Here is a 13763-nt window from a genome sequence, read left to right as displayed (position 1 = left end):
TTTTTGTTTGCTAATGCAAAACTAAACTGATTAGCACACATAGGAAGTCTCCACTCTCGTCTCTTACACCGCCAATGCATGAATAAAAAACTCACGATTGCCATCGCCGCCGGTGATTGGGCTGGCGAAGTAGTTTTGAGTTGTAAATCCAGCCGCTGTTGCGGCTGTTTTTATTTTTTCTTCTACCTGCGCATAAAGGCTTTCATCTTTTACGATGCCGCCACGGGCGATGCCGGCTTTGCCTACCTCAAACTGAGGCTTGACCAAAAACAGTAAGCTGGCTTGCGGCTGCAGCATGGCGCGTAGTGCAGGCAGGATCAGTGTGAGCGAGATAAACGACACATCGCCCACAATCAGCTGCAGCGGCCCGTCCTGTACTCCGGCAATCAACTCGGGCACTAAATGGCGGGCATTCACGCCTTCAAACTGCACCACTCTAGCGTCACTGAGCAGCCTTGGGTGAAGCTGCCCGTGGCCGACTTCCACCCCAATCACTTTGCGTGCACCTGCCTGCAATAGGCAATCGGTAAAGCCACCGGTAGAAATCCCCACATCCAGCACCTGCCAGCCCGACACATCCACACCGGCCTGCTCTAATGCACCTGCCAGCTTGAACCCGCCACGGGAAACAAAGCGATCGCTCTCGTCGCTTGCCACCGTGAGGAGCAAATCTTTATCCAGCTTGATGCTGGCCTTAGTCAGCAACTTGCCAGCGCAGCTTACCCGGCCCGCAGCAATCATGCCTTGCGCCACCGTGCGGGAAGGGGCCAACCCCTGCTCTACCAATAAAACATCAACACGCAACATTAAAACACCGGTTTTTTCAAACAGTCTTTAGCAACCACAACGGTATTGCGCTCTAAAAAACTATCGCTGCCCTTAGTCCACCACAGCCACTGGCCATCACCCCATGCCGCACCACTGGCCGTACGCTGCTCATCCAGATCGTAAATCCGGCCATCCACACGTAAACGCACCTGCACCATATCAGCACTTGAGGTCACGTAAAACGACATGCCATTTTTGCATTGATAGGGGCCGGTAATTTCATTGGGTGTAGCGTAAGCCATGCCGCTAAGTAAAACGAAACACAGTGCACGCAGCATCAGAATTTCTCCGTAGCCGACAAATAGCGCCATTTACCTGGTGGTAAATCACCCAGCAGTACGCGGCCAATACGGATACGCTTTAAGCCAACGACCTCCAGGCCGACTAATTCGCACATGCGGCGAATCTGGCGTTTTTTACCTTCACGCAAAATAAAGCGCAGCTGATTTTCATTTTGCCAGCTCACGCGGGCCGGTTTCAGCGCCTTGCCATCCAGGCTTAAGCCATGATTCAGCTTTTTCATGCCTTCACTGCTCAATTGGCCTGTAACACGAACCAAATATTCTTTTTCAACATTCGAGTTTTCACCAATCAGTGTCTTGGCCACCACACCGTCTTGCGTCAGTACCAATAAGCCAACCGAATCAATATCCAAGCGCCCTGCCGGGGCCAGATCACGCATATGCGGTGGCACAAAACGAATACCGCTGGTGTCCCCTTCCCAGTGATTATCCGGCACCACCAGCGCAACAGCGGGGGTATAACCTTTTTCGGCCTGGCCAGACACATAGCCCACCGGCTTATTCACCAAGATGGTTACACGGCCTGCCTGAGTGGCCTTTGCCGCAGGCTCCAGGCTCACCACCTGGCTGGGCAGAACCTTGCTGCCCAGTACATCAACGACTACGCCATCGACCTTCACCCAGCCCTTGGCAATATATTCATCGGCCTCGCGGCGCGAGCAAAGGCCCAGTTCGGCTAAGCGCTTTGATAAACGTAATTCTTCCATAAACCTTTTATCCTTTCATTCCACTAACCCGCCCGGCAGGTAAGCTGCTTCTTTAATGACTGCAAAAAAACATCAATTCATTTAATGCCAATGAATCGCAATACTCAATCTCAACAGAAGCCATTAAGATGCAGAACTAACCATTTTCGCACGAGAGAGCCCTTACGATGGAATATCTTGCTGTAAAACATTTGCATATGCTGTTTATTACCCTGTCGCTGGGGCTGTTTTTATTGCGGGGAGGCTTGATGCTGGCTGAATCGCCACGCTTGCAACAGCGGTTTTTCCGCATTGCGCCGCATATTATTGATACAGCACTTTTAATCAGCGGCATCAGCCTTGCCATGATGTATCCCGGCCCCAAAGCATGGCTTGCCGCTAAGGTAGCCGGGCTGCTGCTCTATATTATTCTGGGGACGATCGCGCTTAAACGAGGCAAAACCAAAACAATCCGCAGCGGCGCCCTAGTCGCATCCGTGCTGGCCTTTGCCTATATTATTGGCGTGGCATTCAGTAAAAGCGCTTTGCTGGGATTAATTTAATTCAGGCAATAGATGTGCCTGCCAAAGACTGTCTGTAAACCGTGGTTTGAAAAATCCAAAGTGCCCAATCTGCTTTACGCCAATATCCTGTGGCGACAGGCGTTTGGCACTTTGTGGCGCATTCTGATAAAAAGACTGCAATGAATTTGTATTATGAGCAGACATCAGCTCATCGTCGGTAAAAGAGAGCGCGGTAATATCCCGGGTAAAGGCCGCGAATTGCTGCTTTACCAGCTCACCCTCCACGCCCAGCATATAGTCAGGGTTTAAGCACCATCTGCGCCACTGCTGCATAACACCACGCGGCAAATTGCCGACTTTACGTAAGCGCTTGCCGGGGAAATAGCCACAAACAGGCAACAAAACCGGCACCAGCACAAACCATAGCCACCAGACTTTCCAGCGCAAACTCAACGAATTTTCCAGCCAGTAGCCACTGCCACTGGCAATCGTAATGGCCTTGGTAATACGCTCTGGCCTTGGCACCAGACCAAGCAACTGCCCGCCTAGGCTATGCCCCAGCCAGTAAAGCGGACGGCCGGTCTGCGTCATCGCGTTCAGCATGATGTCGCAATCAAACCTCGCCCAATCCAGGATATCGACTTCAAGCTGGCGCAAATCGCCCTGAGCAGAAAGCCCCATTCCAGTGTAATCAAAGCTGGCCACCAGAAAGCCCTGCTCAGCCAGCCATGAGGCCAGCGGCGCATAATAAGACTGGCTGACACCCATTGCAGGCACAATCAATACGGCCGCTTTTGCTGCACTCAGGGGGGAATAAAACACGGCCGTGATTTCTGAACCACGGCCTGTCATCAGCGTTTGAATTTGCCCTTGAATCATTTTATCTTCCACCATGCAGCAGCATTAAATCGTATGGCTGGCCTGCCAGTGCCCCGATTTACCACCTTGTTTTTCCAGCAAACGGATCTGCGACATAATCATGCCGCGATCCACCGCCTTGCACATATCGTAGATGGTAAGCAGAGCAATATTGAGCGCCGTCAGCGCCTCCATTTCTACCCCGGTACGCCCGACAGTTTCGGCCGTCACTTCGCAACGAACCAGACTGCCTGCCCTGTCTATGGTGAAATCGACACTCACGCTGGTCAGAGGGACAGGATGGCAAAGCGGGATTAAATCTGCCGTGCGTTTGGAAGCCATAATTGCCGCAATTCTGGCCACGCCCAACACGTCGCCTTTTTTATGGCTGCCTGTTTCAATTAAATGCAAAGTGGTGGGTAGCATACGAATCTCGCCCACTGCGCGGGCAATCCGGTGGCTGTCCACCTTGCTGCCCACGTCCACCATATGCGCTTCACCATTGGCATTAAAGTGAGTCAGGCCGGATGGAGCCGGCGTTTTCTGAGTCTGATCAGTAGCACGATAAGGCATAGGAATGGTGTCGACTCCCGATAAGCGGGCCGCACATACGGCCAGATCATCCTGAGTATTTAAATTTGGGAAGGCCAGCTCAGGAAAATCAACATACTGTAGTCTCAGGCTTTCCTGCCAGGCTGATAACTTAAGCTCTTGCCGCGACAACCTGTCCATTAAAGAAGCCAATACATCATGGCGCAGCATGCATATCGTTGGGTGGATTTGTCCGTCCGGCGTGCGGGCCACCACCACATCTGATTCGCCCGGCTCCAGTTGTGCCAATAGTTTTTCAACCAGATCGGCAGGCAAAAAAGGCACATCACAGGGCAGCACCAGTAGGTATTGAGCAGGAGAAGCCAGCAGTGCGGAATGAATACCTGCTAAGGGGCCAGGATGGCCAGGGTAAACATCGCGTAAAACAGGAGAACCAAAACGGGCATAATCCGGCAAATTGCGATTTGCCGAGATCAAAATATGATCCACAAGCCGGGTCTGCCTTGATAAGGCTTCCAGGCTCCATTCAATCAAAGGCTTGCCTGAGAGCTCGACCAGACCTTTATCACGCCCGCCCATTCGACGCCCTTCACCGCCAGCCAGAATGACTGCATCCAAAATCATCTTAACCCACCCTCAAGTACTGCCAGCGATCGAGCGCGCTCTGATCGCTCTCTCGTGCATCAAGCCATTTCAGGCAAGCGCCGTTTCCTTCTTTTTTCCAGAATGGCGCCTGTGTTTTTAGAAAATCCATAATAAAGGCATTGGATTCATAAGCAGCCTGACGGTGAGCCGAAGCCGTCAGCACCAGCACAATCTGCTCCGCAGCCTGCAAATCACCCACACGATGAATCACGGTTACGGCCTGCAAAGGCCAGTAGCCACAAGCCTCATCGACAATCTTAGCCAGCGATTTTTCTGTCATGCCCGGGTAATGCTCAAGGCTCATGGCGGAAATACTGCCGTCTAAATCCCTTACCCGGCCAACAAAAGCAACGATAGCACCCATCGTGGCATTGCCATCAAAGCGGGCGTATTCTGCGGCAAAGTCAAAATCTGCACTTTGTACCTGAATCCGGATATCCGCCATCAGCCCCCCGTTACCGGCGGAAAAATCGCCACTTCGGCCCCAGCGGGAATCTCATCCTGCAAGCGGGCCATTTCCTGATTAACAGCTACACGAAATACTTTGCTAGGCGATAATTCATCCGCCCAAACTCCGCCTCGCGCAGCTAACACAGCAATCAGCTCTGCAACGGTAGCATACGCAGGCAGCGCTTCCTCACTACAGCCAAAGGCATCACGCAGCCGGGCAAAATATAAAACACGAATCATTGTTTATTGCCTAAATAACAATTACTACATTTAAATAAAAAATTTACAAATCATTTGATATCAAAGGGTCTATAAACTAATACCGGTTTGTATTACCCATAAACAAAATAAAATCTATACTCTGCAGATAAAATATTAATGTATTAAAACACCATTTAATTGCTTAATAATCCAAATGTTTTTTTAGCCAGTTTGCCCGCAGCGGCCAAAGGATCCTGGCGAATAGCGCGCTCTTCTTCGGCAATCACCTGATATAAACCATCCAAAGCTTTACGGGTTACATATTGCTCAACGGTTGAATCTTCTGCTTTAAGCAGACCCAAACCCGCGGCTTTACCTGCAAGACGATTATATTGCTCTGCCAATTGCAGCTTGGAGGTTGTTTGCCGGACTATAGGTAAAAATTGCTCCGTCAGCGGTGCCTGGCTGGCCTGCTTAAAATATTGTGTGCCCGCGTCATCTGCACCCAGCAGAATATTTTTGGCGTCTTGCACGCTCATTTTTTTTACAGCATTAATCAGCAACTGTTTGGCCCTTGGCACAGCAGCCTCTGCAGCCCGATTCATTGATGTTTGTAATTCATCTAAAGACTGGCCCAGCCCCAAGGTACGAAGTAAGGGTTCGGCCTGGCGCATTGCATCCGGCAAGGGAATGCGCACTTTATCATTGGCTAAAAAACCATCAGTTTTACTCAGCTGCAAAGTGGCATTACTTACACCCTGTATCAATGCTTCTTTTAAACTACCCGAAGCATCGCGCTCAGAAAGCAAATCAAAACCACCCGCAAAAACAGGCCATGTCATGATGCAAAGTAAGCCAAGGAACAGGCTGTGCCGAATATTTACTTTCATATTAAGATTCCGTAATTAACGCGAGTCTTACTTTAATCGAATAAATTGCAGCATAGCATTAATTAGCTCATTTAATGCAGGCCGTATAAGGAATATAAGTAACCGTGTCCCCGGCGCTAATTGTTTCACCTGCGGCAATATCCACCAGACCCGTAGCCCAAACCAAAGAAGTTAATACCCCCGAGCCTTGATGAGGGTAAATTTCAACCTGCCCAGCCGCATTTAATCTGCCACGTAAAAACTCACGACGATTTCCTGCTTTTTTCCATTCAAAAGCAGCACTTAACTGATAACGCGGCGGAAATAAATTGATACATCCCTGCCGGGCCAATAAAAAGGGACGAACTAAGAGCAAAAAGGTAACAAAGCTGGAAACAGGGTTTCCTGGCAGACCAATAAAATCACACCCGGCAATTCGCCCATACGCAAATGGCTTGCCTGGCTTAATTGCGATCTTCCAGAGATTTAAACTGCCCAGCTGCTCAACTGCAGCCTTAACATGGTCTTCTTCACCAACGGACACCCCGCCCGAAGTAATCAGCACATCATGATCCTGGGCGGCCAGCCATAAGATATCCCGGGTCTGATCCTCATCATCAGGAACAATTCCCAGATCAGTAACCTGGCAATCATTTAATAAAGCGGTGATGGCGTAGCGGTTAGAATTATAAATCTGCCCCGCTGCAAGCGGCTGCCCCGGCTCTGCCAGCTCATCACCGGTTGAAAGCAGAGCGATCTTTAAGGGCCGCTTTACAGCCAGCTCAGCCACACCTACAGAGGCCGCCAAACCAATTGCGGCAGCACTTAATCGTGTACCGGCGGGCAAAATCACGGTATCTGCCTGAATATCTTCCCCACGCAGGCGAATATTGGCCCCCGGCTTTACCTTCTGAGCGATATACACCCGCCCCTCTTCACTGCGGCAGTCTTCCTGCATCACCACCAACGTAGCTCCAGCTGGAATTGGGGCTCCCGTGAAAATTCTTGCCGCTTCACCCTCAGCCAGTGGCTGCCCTACTTCACCTGCGGCAATTCGTTGCACCAGCTCGAAAGATTCTGGCCACACCGCGCCTACATTCAGTGCATAGCCATCCATGCCACTATTATCAAACGCAGGCACCGCCATTTGAGAAACCACATCAGCCGCCAGAATACGGCCTGATGCCTGATTTAAAGGTAAAGTTTCAACCGCAGTGTCAGCACGGGCATGGGCCAGCAATTGGGATAAAGCAGAATCAAAATCCAGCATGGCAACTCGCAGCAATAAACGCTGCAATCTCTGCAGCCTGGTTAAGATCAAAAAGGGGAAGAGTACTTTCCGGCGAACAGTCGCTGGCAATCGCAATAATGTGCTGATCATCAAGAGCAGGATAATCAGCACGGCGCACTTCTATTTTAGGAATAGCAGCCGCCTTAAAACCTTCAACTAAAACTAAATCGACGGGTGCTAAGCGAGCCAGCATCTCATGAAGGGGCAAAGCTCCCTCATGAATCAGAGCAAACCCATGGGGCGTTGCCAGCAATACCTCACCCGCACCAGCTGTACGAAAACGCGTGGTATCTTTGCCTTCCGGCTCAAACTGCACATGGTGGTGAGTATGTTTGATCACACTCACCGACAGGCCCAGCTGCACCAGCTCTGGCAGTAGTTTTTCAATCAACGTCGTTTTACCACTGCCAGACCAGCCTGCAATGCCTAATACGAGCGGAGTGTGAGTAGCGGTCAATTAAATCCCGATAGAGAAATCTTGAGTGGGTAAAGCGCTGACCAGTGGCTGAAACTGCCCGCTTTCTTCATCAAAGCCCAATAAAGCACCGTGTTCAAAATCAAAAAACCAGCCATGTACGCTCAGCGCATCTGTACCTAAGCGCTCTTTAATCCATGGGAATGATTCAAGATTCTGCAAGGAATCACGAATGGCTTCCAGCTCACAAGCGCGGTAACGAACGGCCTTATCGCTATCTGGCAATTGCTGCAAGACACGTTTTTTTGCCTTGCTGGCGATATGAATCCAGCGGCCCAGAAAATCGTCTTTATCAACAATATCAGCGCTATCCATCAGCGCCTTAATCCCACCACAGTGGCTATGCCCAAGCACCACAATGCGGCTCACATTGAGCACAGTAACAGCGTATTGCAGCGCTGCAGATACCCCTTGATTGGTAGTCCCCTGCTCAAAGGGGGGAACCAGATTCGCCACGTTGCGAATAATAAACATCTCACCCGGCGCGCATTGGGTCAGAATGGCGGGATCAACACGGGAGTCACAGCAGCCTATCAACACGGTAGTTGGTGTCTGGCCTGCACGTAAACGGTCAAACAAAGCGGTTTCGCCAGCAAAATACTGCTGCTGAAATTCACGAAAACCTTCAATAAACTGATGCAAATCGGCCATAAGGGTTAACCCGTAAAAGAGACGGGCTGATTATCCACCAGTCTGGGCCAAAAATCGCATCCCGCCGTAAAATTACACAGGAAATTTAAATTTTTATCTTTAACCCTGAGCTCCCGCCCGCAAAGGCGCATTTGCACCAGGATTAAAAATGGCCGGCATGGCCGGCCATTCAGTTTTGCACCAATAAGCGCAAAATATTCTTAGCAAAATAGATTTATACAGCCGCTGGCTCAGCACCTGGCAAGGTGTAGCCTTCAATTTTGGCTGCATTTACTAAGGTTTGCAGATACTGATTCATTGCGCGGCGAGTTGCGATATTGCTCAAAAACTCAGCCAGTTTTTCTTTTACTTCATCAAAAGCAACGGTGGCACCTGCTACTTTTTCACCCGCACGAATAATGTGCAAACCAAATTGAGTTTCTACCAGATCAGCAGCCACTTCGCCCGCATTCAGGCTAAAGACAGCGTGTTCAAATTCCGGCACCATCTGGCCACGGCCAAATTGGCCCAGATCGCCGCCTTGCTGGCCCGATGGGCAAGCCGAGTGCTGACGGGCTAACTCTGCGAATTTTTCCGGATTTGCTTTTACTTCGGCCAATACGGCATCAGCCGTTTCACGAACGGCATCTAAAGACGCTTCTTCGCTTGGCTTGAACAAAATATGGCTGCCTTCAACCATTTCACCACGTACAAAAGACTGTGGGTTGTTGTTGTAATATTCTTGGCAGGCGGCCTCATCGGCGTCCGTGATTTTTACTTCTGTCTGCAGCAGCAAACCAATGGTTTCTTCCGGAGTGGCGGCCTCAATGGCCAGCGAAGCGGCACGTTGCAGCAAAAGCTCACGCAAAATCAGCTCTTGAATCGTTGCATCCAGCATCGATGGCGCATCTTGATGGTGCTGGCTTTCGGCTTCGATCATTGCATCGGTAATCTCAACGCCATTAACAGTGATACTCATCATATTCCTTGAATGCCTGATTGGTTAAGAAACTGAAATGGGGGCTGAATGCGCAATTTCCAGCCCCCAAATTAAATTCCTTTTTACCAATCATACCGCTCTTAATAATGATCAAAAAAGCCCTACATGCAGCTCATCAAACCAGTTAATAAAGCGTTCAACATCTTCCCCGGCATAAACAGATCCATGCTGTGGACAGATCATGTCTATTTTTAAGCTTGCTGCTTTTTCACACCACACCCGCTTTGCACTATTGGAGCCCATCCAGCGCTTATGAAACCCTTCTGCAAAGCGAATATGACGATCAAAATCGCTTACAAATAAATCACTATTGCTCTCGGGTAAAAGCGCAGCACCCACATCCCCTGAAAATAAAATCTGGGCTTTAGGATCATAAAGATGAAAATTCCCGGAGGAGTGAAGGTAATGCGCGGGGATCGTGCTTAAATGCGCGCCGCCCACCACAATTTCACTGCCCGGATCAGGAATAGAAATCATGGTATCGGCCGAGCCACCAAAATGAGGGACGAATGTGGCCCATAAACCAGAGATATAGCACTTCATTTCCGGATTAAACTCCAGCCAAAGTGCCAGAGAAGAAATCACATCGGGGTCCTGATGTGATGAAAAAATACTATGAATTAAGCGCGGATCGATCACCGTACTCACAGCCGAAAACACCGAAGGAAAAACCTCCAGACCACCCGGATCGGTAATAAGCGCTTCATCACCGTTGTTAATAACATATTCATTGGTGTCGATTAAATAGCTGGGCCGCTCTGGATCACGTGAAATAGCAAACCAGCGATGATCATCCTGCTCAAATAGTATTTGTGCTTTTTTCATCTCATCTTCCCTGAAATACGACGTAATTCTTCCAGCCTCGGCACGATAGAATCCACCTTTCTGGCAAAATCATTGGATAACTCTGCCAGTACATTGGAATGCTCACCCGAATAAGCCGATTCAATCCGGGCCGCACGCGCAATAACCACCCCAAACACGCAAGCCTGATAGGCTTCATCGATATATTCAGAAAGACGCTGGTGCACAATTCTTAAACGCTCAGAATGCTCATCAGCCGCCTTACGATTACGCCCCAGCGTTTCTGCCAGATATGTTGTGTTTTCTGCTGACAGCTCTGATGTCTGAGCAAGCATCTGGCTGCGCCGCTCCTGGGTCATACTGTGCGACGATTCAGCCAGCATGTCTTGGCTGGCATTGCTCAGCCGGTTCATACTGCCTTGCAGTTGCAAAGATAACTCACGTAATTCACCAGAAATCACACCAAAGCCCCGCGCCATCCTGCCAGCCCTTTTGGCCAATAAAATAGCGTTCAAGCCCATTAAATTAATTTCAAAGCAATTCCAAATCACCATCTTGATATTTTCATTAATCAAAACCGTGTTTTGTAATTCCGCTGCGATATCCGCCATGAGCTAGTCTCCACACAGCTCGTCCCTAATAACGAGCTATTCCTTTATAGATCACTAAGTCGATGGAAAGAAGAGCAAGTATTCATCCAGACAAAAGCTGACAAACCAACAAGTAAAACCATCTAAAAGCTTAAATATTAACTTCAAGCCAAAGCAGCACTGTAAGCTTGCACTACAAATCGCAGACAAAAAAAGGGCCTTCCTCAGAAGACCCTTCTTACAAAGCACCAACGATATATAGCTATCGTACAAGCACTCCACCGTGCCTGTTATATGAACAAATTAATAGGCTTTACCACTAGTGACTTTCTCTGCCTTGATTTTCCACTGCCCGCCCTGCTTCACCATCTCCAGGGTTTTCTGCACCACATCGGTATAGTCTTTAGATTTATAGCTTTGGCTAAAGCTTGCTTCAGCCTGGGTTTCACTGATCTGTTTCAGCTTCATCTTGTCTAGAGTAATCGTCAGATCGCCCTGTTTCCCCACGCGGGTGCGGCGGAATTCTTTCCATTTGGCGACACTCATCCCATTACTTGGCACAAAGCTATCTGCATAAAAGGCCAGATAATCATCTGTGCGTTTTTCTGCCCAGGCTTTCGACCATTTATCTGCCAGATCATTACCAAACTGCACTAACTCTTTGCTAACAGGGGCGCTGTCTTTGACCACTTCAGGCGCTGCAACAGCAGTTGCCGGAACCAAAGGCGGCCGTGCTGCCATTGCTGCATCTCTGTCCATCACATACGCCGCAGGCATCTCTGCGCTGCAACGAATACGCTCATCATCCAGCTGGCTATCATTCAGCTCGTCTGGTACAGCAGCCTCAAGCGGAGCTAGTTTAAGCGCGGCCAGAATCTGGTGCGTCTGAGTTAAAATACCCGCTTCAGACGTTTTTAAATCATAAACCGCAGCAACAACCGAACGCTTCGCTGTAAACAATTCATTTTCGGTATCTAATAAATCTAACAAAGTACGCTGGCCAATATCAAATTGCTTACGATAAGCATCGCGGGATTTTTCAGTGGAAAGCTGATGCTGATCGAGGAACTTCATTTGTTCATTCAAGCGACGCACATCATTCCAGGCGATTTGCGTAGTCTGACGAATATCGCGGCAAGTTTTATCGCGCAACTCATAAGCGGAATTGAGTTTTTCTACCGCACCGCGTGTTCGCGCGCTATCACGACCGCCGCTGAATAAATTGTAATTTAGATTAAGCTGAATCGTGCGATCTTGGAAAGTGCCATTAATATTATCGCGATCGCGATCAATAGCCTGCTTTGCAACCAGCTCTAGCTTAGGATAATTATTTGATTTGCGAGTTTCAGCATCGCTGCGCGCAGAACGAATATTTGATACCGCCGCCAAAAAGCCAGGATTTTGTTTTAAAGCGGTTGCTAAAGCAGTATTACCCTCTTTAGGCAGGGCAGCCCGCAGTTCTGGGGCAGGAGCCAGCGTAGGGGCAGGTGCTTCTCCTACAATGCGCTGAAAACGTGCGGATACATCGTGTAAATTAGATAAATCAGTCAACCAGTTAGATTCAGCCAAAGCCAGGCGCCCTGAAGCTTGTTCTAAATCGACCCGGCGACCAACGCCCGCTTTAACCCGCTCTTCAATCTGGCCTAAAATTTCTTTGTGTAATGCGAAATTGTCCTGGGCAAGCGCAACCAGCTCACGATAACGAAGCACATCCTGATACGCCCGGACACTCTCATAAGCAATCTGATCAGAAGATGAAAGTAGTTCGTAATAACGAGTCAACCTTGCATAGCCCAGACGCTGAACTTCATTGCTTGTGGCAAAGCCATCGAACAGCATTTGGCGCAGAGTTAATGTGGCACCAGGATGATTAAAACCACCTGTATCGCCACTTGGACGCATTTCCCACTCACGACCTGCATATGCCTGAAAATCAACCTGAGGCAAATACCCCCCACGCGCAGCAGAAACATCTTCAGTTGATGCCCGGAACTCAAACCAGCGTGCACGCAATTCCGGATTGTTTGTAATGGCCCGCTCGGCCGCTTCCTGCAAAGTAGCAGGGGCAGCAGCCTGAACGCCCATTCCACTGAATGCCAAAGCAACGGCAAAGCAAAGTTTCAGGTTCATATTATTAATCCCATGTAATTCACAAGTAACATTTTTTATGCTCCGGCGGATTAAGCCGGATTATCTTATTCATAGCGGCAAACAAATTGTAACCTTACCATTATTCTTTCTGCCTTTATATTTATAATTGTAAGTTGGACAATTCCAGTGAATTAACCCACTATAAAGAATAGCTTCGTAAAACCATTCAGACTGATGCCGCAACACAACCTACTTCTCTTGCGTAAAAAAACAGTCGGCCTTTTAGCCATGCTGTCTTTCGTGTTGCATGCTGCATCTAACCTTGATTTTGACCGCTTACAAAAATCACTGGTACAGCGATGGGGGCAAACGCCTGTCCGTTTGTTTACCGACTGGCAAACACTGATGAATGAAGCACGCAATGCACCTGAAACCGATAAATTAAAACGGATTAATGACTTCATTAATCGCCGGATTCAATTCGGTGATGACCCCACAATCTGGAATGCGCCGGACTACTGGGCAACCCCACTAGAAACCATAGGCAAAGGCGCAGGAGATTGCGAGGATTTTGCAATTATTAAATATTTCAGTTTAAAAGAACTGGGTGTTGCTAAAGAAAAACTTCGGCTGACTTACGTTAAAGCTAAAATTGGAGGCGCAACAAGCAATGTCAGCCAAGCGCATATGGTATTAACTTACTACTCCAGTGCAGATGCAGAACCTTTAGTTCTTGATAATTTATTAAATGATATTCGTCCGGCATCCCGGCGTCCTGATCTGACACCTGTATTCAGCTTTAATAGCGATGGTATTTTTACGGGAGCTGCTGCCCAGCCAACAGGCCCGGTTGATAAATTATCCCGCTGGAAAGATCTGATCAGCAAAATGAAAACTGAAGGATATGAAACTGATTAGGCATATAGTGTTTATATGGCTGGATAAAATGTGCACTTATTTAATTAAA

17 protein-coding genes are annotated in these 13763 nt (G+C 48.8%); 2 read left to right on the top strand and 15 right to left on the bottom strand.

Annotated features, from left to right (window positions below):
- Nucleotides 1-63: 63 nt before the first annotated feature.
- The 3 genes from DYD62_RS17255 to DYD62_RS17245 are packed head-to-tail and all read right to left on the bottom strand — an operon-like array spanning nt 64 to nt 1837.
- Nucleotides 64-807 (bottom strand): TlyA family RNA methyltransferase, encoded by a 744-nt coding sequence (locus tag DYD62_RS17255; RefSeq protein ID WP_115228645.1) that lies wholly within the window; start codon nt 805-807, stop codon nt 64-66.
- On the bottom strand, nt 807-1106 hold the full coding sequence (locus DYD62_RS17250; RefSeq protein WP_165928710.1) for an MliC family protein: 300 nt from the start codon (nt 1104-1106) through the stop codon (nt 807-809). Before DYD62_RS17250 ends, DYD62_RS17255 begins: the two co-directional genes overlap by 1 nt.
- On the bottom strand, nt 1106-1837 hold the full coding sequence (locus tag DYD62_RS17245; RefSeq protein ID WP_115228643.1) for a pseudouridine synthase: 732 nt from the start codon (nt 1835-1837) through the stop codon (nt 1106-1108). Before DYD62_RS17245 ends, DYD62_RS17250 begins: the two co-directional genes overlap by 1 nt.
- A 167-nt stretch (nt 1838-2004) precedes the next feature.
- On the opposite strand from DYD62_RS17245, the gene DYD62_RS17240 reads away from it, so the two are divergent.
- Nucleotides 2005-2379 carry a SirB2 family protein gene (locus tag DYD62_RS17240; RefSeq protein ID WP_115228642.1) on the top strand — a complete coding sequence of 125 codons (375 nt, stop codon included), beginning with the start codon at nt 2005-2007 and terminating at the stop codon, nt 2377-2379.
- Here DYD62_RS17240 and DYD62_RS17235 read toward each other — a convergent pair.
- The 12 genes from DYD62_RS17235 to DYD62_RS17180 all read right to left on the bottom strand — a co-directional run bounded on the left by DYD62_RS17235 (nt 2371) and on the right by DYD62_RS17180 (nt 12835).
- The gene (locus DYD62_RS17235) at nt 2371-3219 is read right to left on the bottom strand and encodes an alpha/beta hydrolase family protein (RefSeq protein WP_115228925.1); all 849 of its coding nucleotides are present in this window, start codon (nt 3217-3219) and stop codon (nt 2371-2373) included. The genes DYD62_RS17240 and DYD62_RS17235 overlap by 9 nt on opposite strands.
- Nucleotides 3220-3243: 24 nt before the next feature.
- Nucleotides 3244-4374 carry a cyclic pyranopterin monophosphate synthase MoaC gene (gene moaC / locus DYD62_RS24510; protein WP_115228641.1) on the bottom strand — a complete coding sequence of 377 codons (1131 nt, stop codon included), beginning with the start codon at nt 4372-4374 and terminating at the stop codon, nt 3244-3246.
- 1 nt (nt 4375) lies between these two features.
- Nucleotides 4376-4840 carry a molybdopterin synthase catalytic subunit MoaE gene (gene moaE / locus DYD62_RS17225; protein WP_115228640.1) on the bottom strand — a complete coding sequence of 155 codons (465 nt, stop codon included), beginning with the start codon at nt 4838-4840 and terminating at the stop codon, nt 4376-4378.
- On the bottom strand, nt 4840-5085 hold the full coding sequence (gene moaD, locus DYD62_RS17220; RefSeq protein ID WP_115228639.1) for a molybdopterin converting factor subunit 1: 246 nt from the start codon (nt 5083-5085) through the stop codon (nt 4840-4842). Before moaD ends, moaE begins: the two co-directional genes overlap by 1 nt.
- A 155-nt stretch (nt 5086-5240) precedes the next feature.
- On the bottom strand, nt 5241-5936 hold the full coding sequence (locus DYD62_RS17215; protein ID WP_115228638.1) for a DUF4197 domain-containing protein: 696 nt from the start codon (nt 5934-5936) through the stop codon (nt 5241-5243).
- 67 nt (nt 5937-6003) lie between these two features.
- Nucleotides 6004-7212, bottom strand: a complete 1209-nt coding sequence (locus tag DYD62_RS17210) for a molybdopterin molybdotransferase MoeA (protein ID WP_233702964.1) — start codon at nt 7210-7212, stop codon at nt 6004-6006.
- Nucleotides 7172-7663, bottom strand: a complete 492-nt coding sequence (gene mobB, locus DYD62_RS17205; protein WP_115228637.1) for a molybdopterin-guanine dinucleotide biosynthesis protein B — start codon at nt 7661-7663, stop codon at nt 7172-7174. The genes DYD62_RS17210 and mobB overlap by 41 nt, the downstream gene beginning before the upstream one ends.
- Complete coding sequence (locus DYD62_RS17200) at nt 7664-8332, bottom strand: carbonic anhydrase (protein WP_115228636.1); 669 nt, start codon at nt 8330-8332, stop codon at nt 7664-7666.
- Nucleotides 8333-8546: 214 nt separating this feature from the next.
- Nucleotides 8547-9293 (bottom strand): peptidylprolyl isomerase, encoded by a 747-nt coding sequence (locus DYD62_RS17195; RefSeq protein ID WP_233702963.1) that lies wholly within the window; start codon nt 9291-9293, stop codon nt 8547-8549.
- Between the two features lie 108 nt (nt 9294-9401).
- Nucleotides 9402-10136, bottom strand: a complete 735-nt coding sequence (locus DYD62_RS17190; protein ID WP_115228634.1) for an oxygen-binding di-iron domain-containing protein — start codon at nt 10134-10136, stop codon at nt 9402-9404.
- Nucleotides 10133-10726, bottom strand: coding sequence for a methyl-accepting chemotaxis protein (locus DYD62_RS17185; protein ID WP_115228633.1), 594 nt, complete (start codon nt 10724-10726; stop codon nt 10133-10135). Before DYD62_RS17185 ends, DYD62_RS17190 begins: the two co-directional genes overlap by 4 nt.
- A 282-nt stretch (nt 10727-11008) precedes the next feature.
- Nucleotides 11009-12835 (bottom strand): TolC family outer membrane protein, encoded by a 1827-nt coding sequence (locus tag DYD62_RS17180; protein WP_115228632.1) that lies wholly within the window; start codon nt 12833-12835, stop codon nt 11009-11011.
- Between the two features lie 249 nt (nt 12836-13084).
- Between DYD62_RS17180 and DYD62_RS17175 the strand changes: the two genes are divergently transcribed.
- On the top strand, nt 13085-13714 hold the full coding sequence (locus DYD62_RS17175) for a transglutaminase-like cysteine peptidase (RefSeq protein WP_115228923.1): 630 nt from the start codon (nt 13085-13087) through the stop codon (nt 13712-13714).
- The last annotated feature ends 49 nt before the right edge of the window (nt 13715-13763 follow it).

Origin of the sequence: Iodobacter fluviatilis, from assembly GCF_900451195.1 — a bacterium.
Taxonomy (GTDB): domain Bacteria; phylum Pseudomonadota; class Gammaproteobacteria; order Burkholderiales; family Chitinibacteraceae; genus Iodobacter; species Iodobacter fluviatilis.
The sequence above is the reverse complement of the archived record's forward strand: the minus strand, read 5'-3'. Positions and strand labels throughout refer to the sequence as shown.

What these genes read in the sequence shown, in the direction of transcription:
- DYD62_RS17255 (WP_115228645.1), bottom strand. Translation starts at nt 807, where the DNA reads ATGTTGCGTGTTGATGTTTTATTGGTAGAGCAGGGGTTGGCCCCTTCC.
- DYD62_RS17250 (WP_165928710.1), bottom strand. Translation starts at nt 1,106, where the DNA reads ATGCTGCGTGCACTGTGTTTCGTTTTACTTAGCGGCATGGCTTACGCT.
- DYD62_RS17245 (WP_115228643.1), bottom strand. Translation starts at nt 1,837, where the DNA reads ATGGAAGAATTACGTTTATCAAAGCGCTTAGCCGAACTGGGCCTTTGC.
- DYD62_RS17240 (WP_115228642.1), top strand. Translation starts at nt 2,005, where the DNA reads ATGGAATATCTTGCTGTAAAACATTTGCATATGCTGTTTATTACCCTG.
- DYD62_RS17235 (WP_115228925.1), bottom strand. Translation starts at nt 3,219, where the DNA reads ATGATTCAAGGGCAAATTCAAACGCTGATGACAGGCCGTGGTTCAGAA.
- moaC (WP_115228641.1), bottom strand. Translation starts at nt 4,374, where the DNA reads ATGATTTTGGATGCAGTCATTCTGGCTGGCGGTGAAGGGCGTCGAATG.
- moaE (WP_115228640.1), bottom strand. Translation starts at nt 4,840, where the DNA reads ATGGCGGATATCCGGATTCAGGTACAAAGTGCAGATTTTGACTTTGCC.
- moaD (WP_115228639.1), bottom strand. Translation starts at nt 5,085, where the DNA reads ATGATTCGTGTTTTATATTTTGCCCGGCTGCGTGATGCCTTTGGCTGT.
- DYD62_RS17215 (WP_115228638.1), bottom strand. Translation starts at nt 5,936, where the DNA reads ATGAAAGTAAATATTCGGCACAGCCTGTTCCTTGGCTTACTTTGCATC.
- DYD62_RS17200 (WP_115228636.1), bottom strand. Translation starts at nt 8,332, where the DNA reads ATGGCCGATTTGCATCAGTTTATTGAAGGTTTTCGTGAATTTCAGCAG.
- DYD62_RS17195 (WP_233702963.1), bottom strand. Translation starts at nt 9,293, where the DNA reads ATGATGAGTATCACTGTTAATGGCGTTGAGATTACCGATGCAATGATC.
- DYD62_RS17190 (WP_115228634.1), bottom strand. Translation starts at nt 10,136, where the DNA reads ATGAAAAAAGCACAAATACTATTTGAGCAGGATGATCATCGCTGGTTT.
- DYD62_RS17185 (WP_115228633.1), bottom strand. Translation starts at nt 10,726, where the DNA reads ATGGCGGATATCGCAGCGGAATTACAAAACACGGTTTTGATTAATGAA.
- DYD62_RS17180 (WP_115228632.1), bottom strand. Translation starts at nt 12,835, where the DNA reads ATGAACCTGAAACTTTGCTTTGCCGTTGCTTTGGCATTCAGTGGAATG.
- DYD62_RS17175 (WP_115228923.1), top strand. Translation starts at nt 13,085, where the DNA reads ATGCTGTCTTTCGTGTTGCATGCTGCATCTAACCTTGATTTTGACCGC.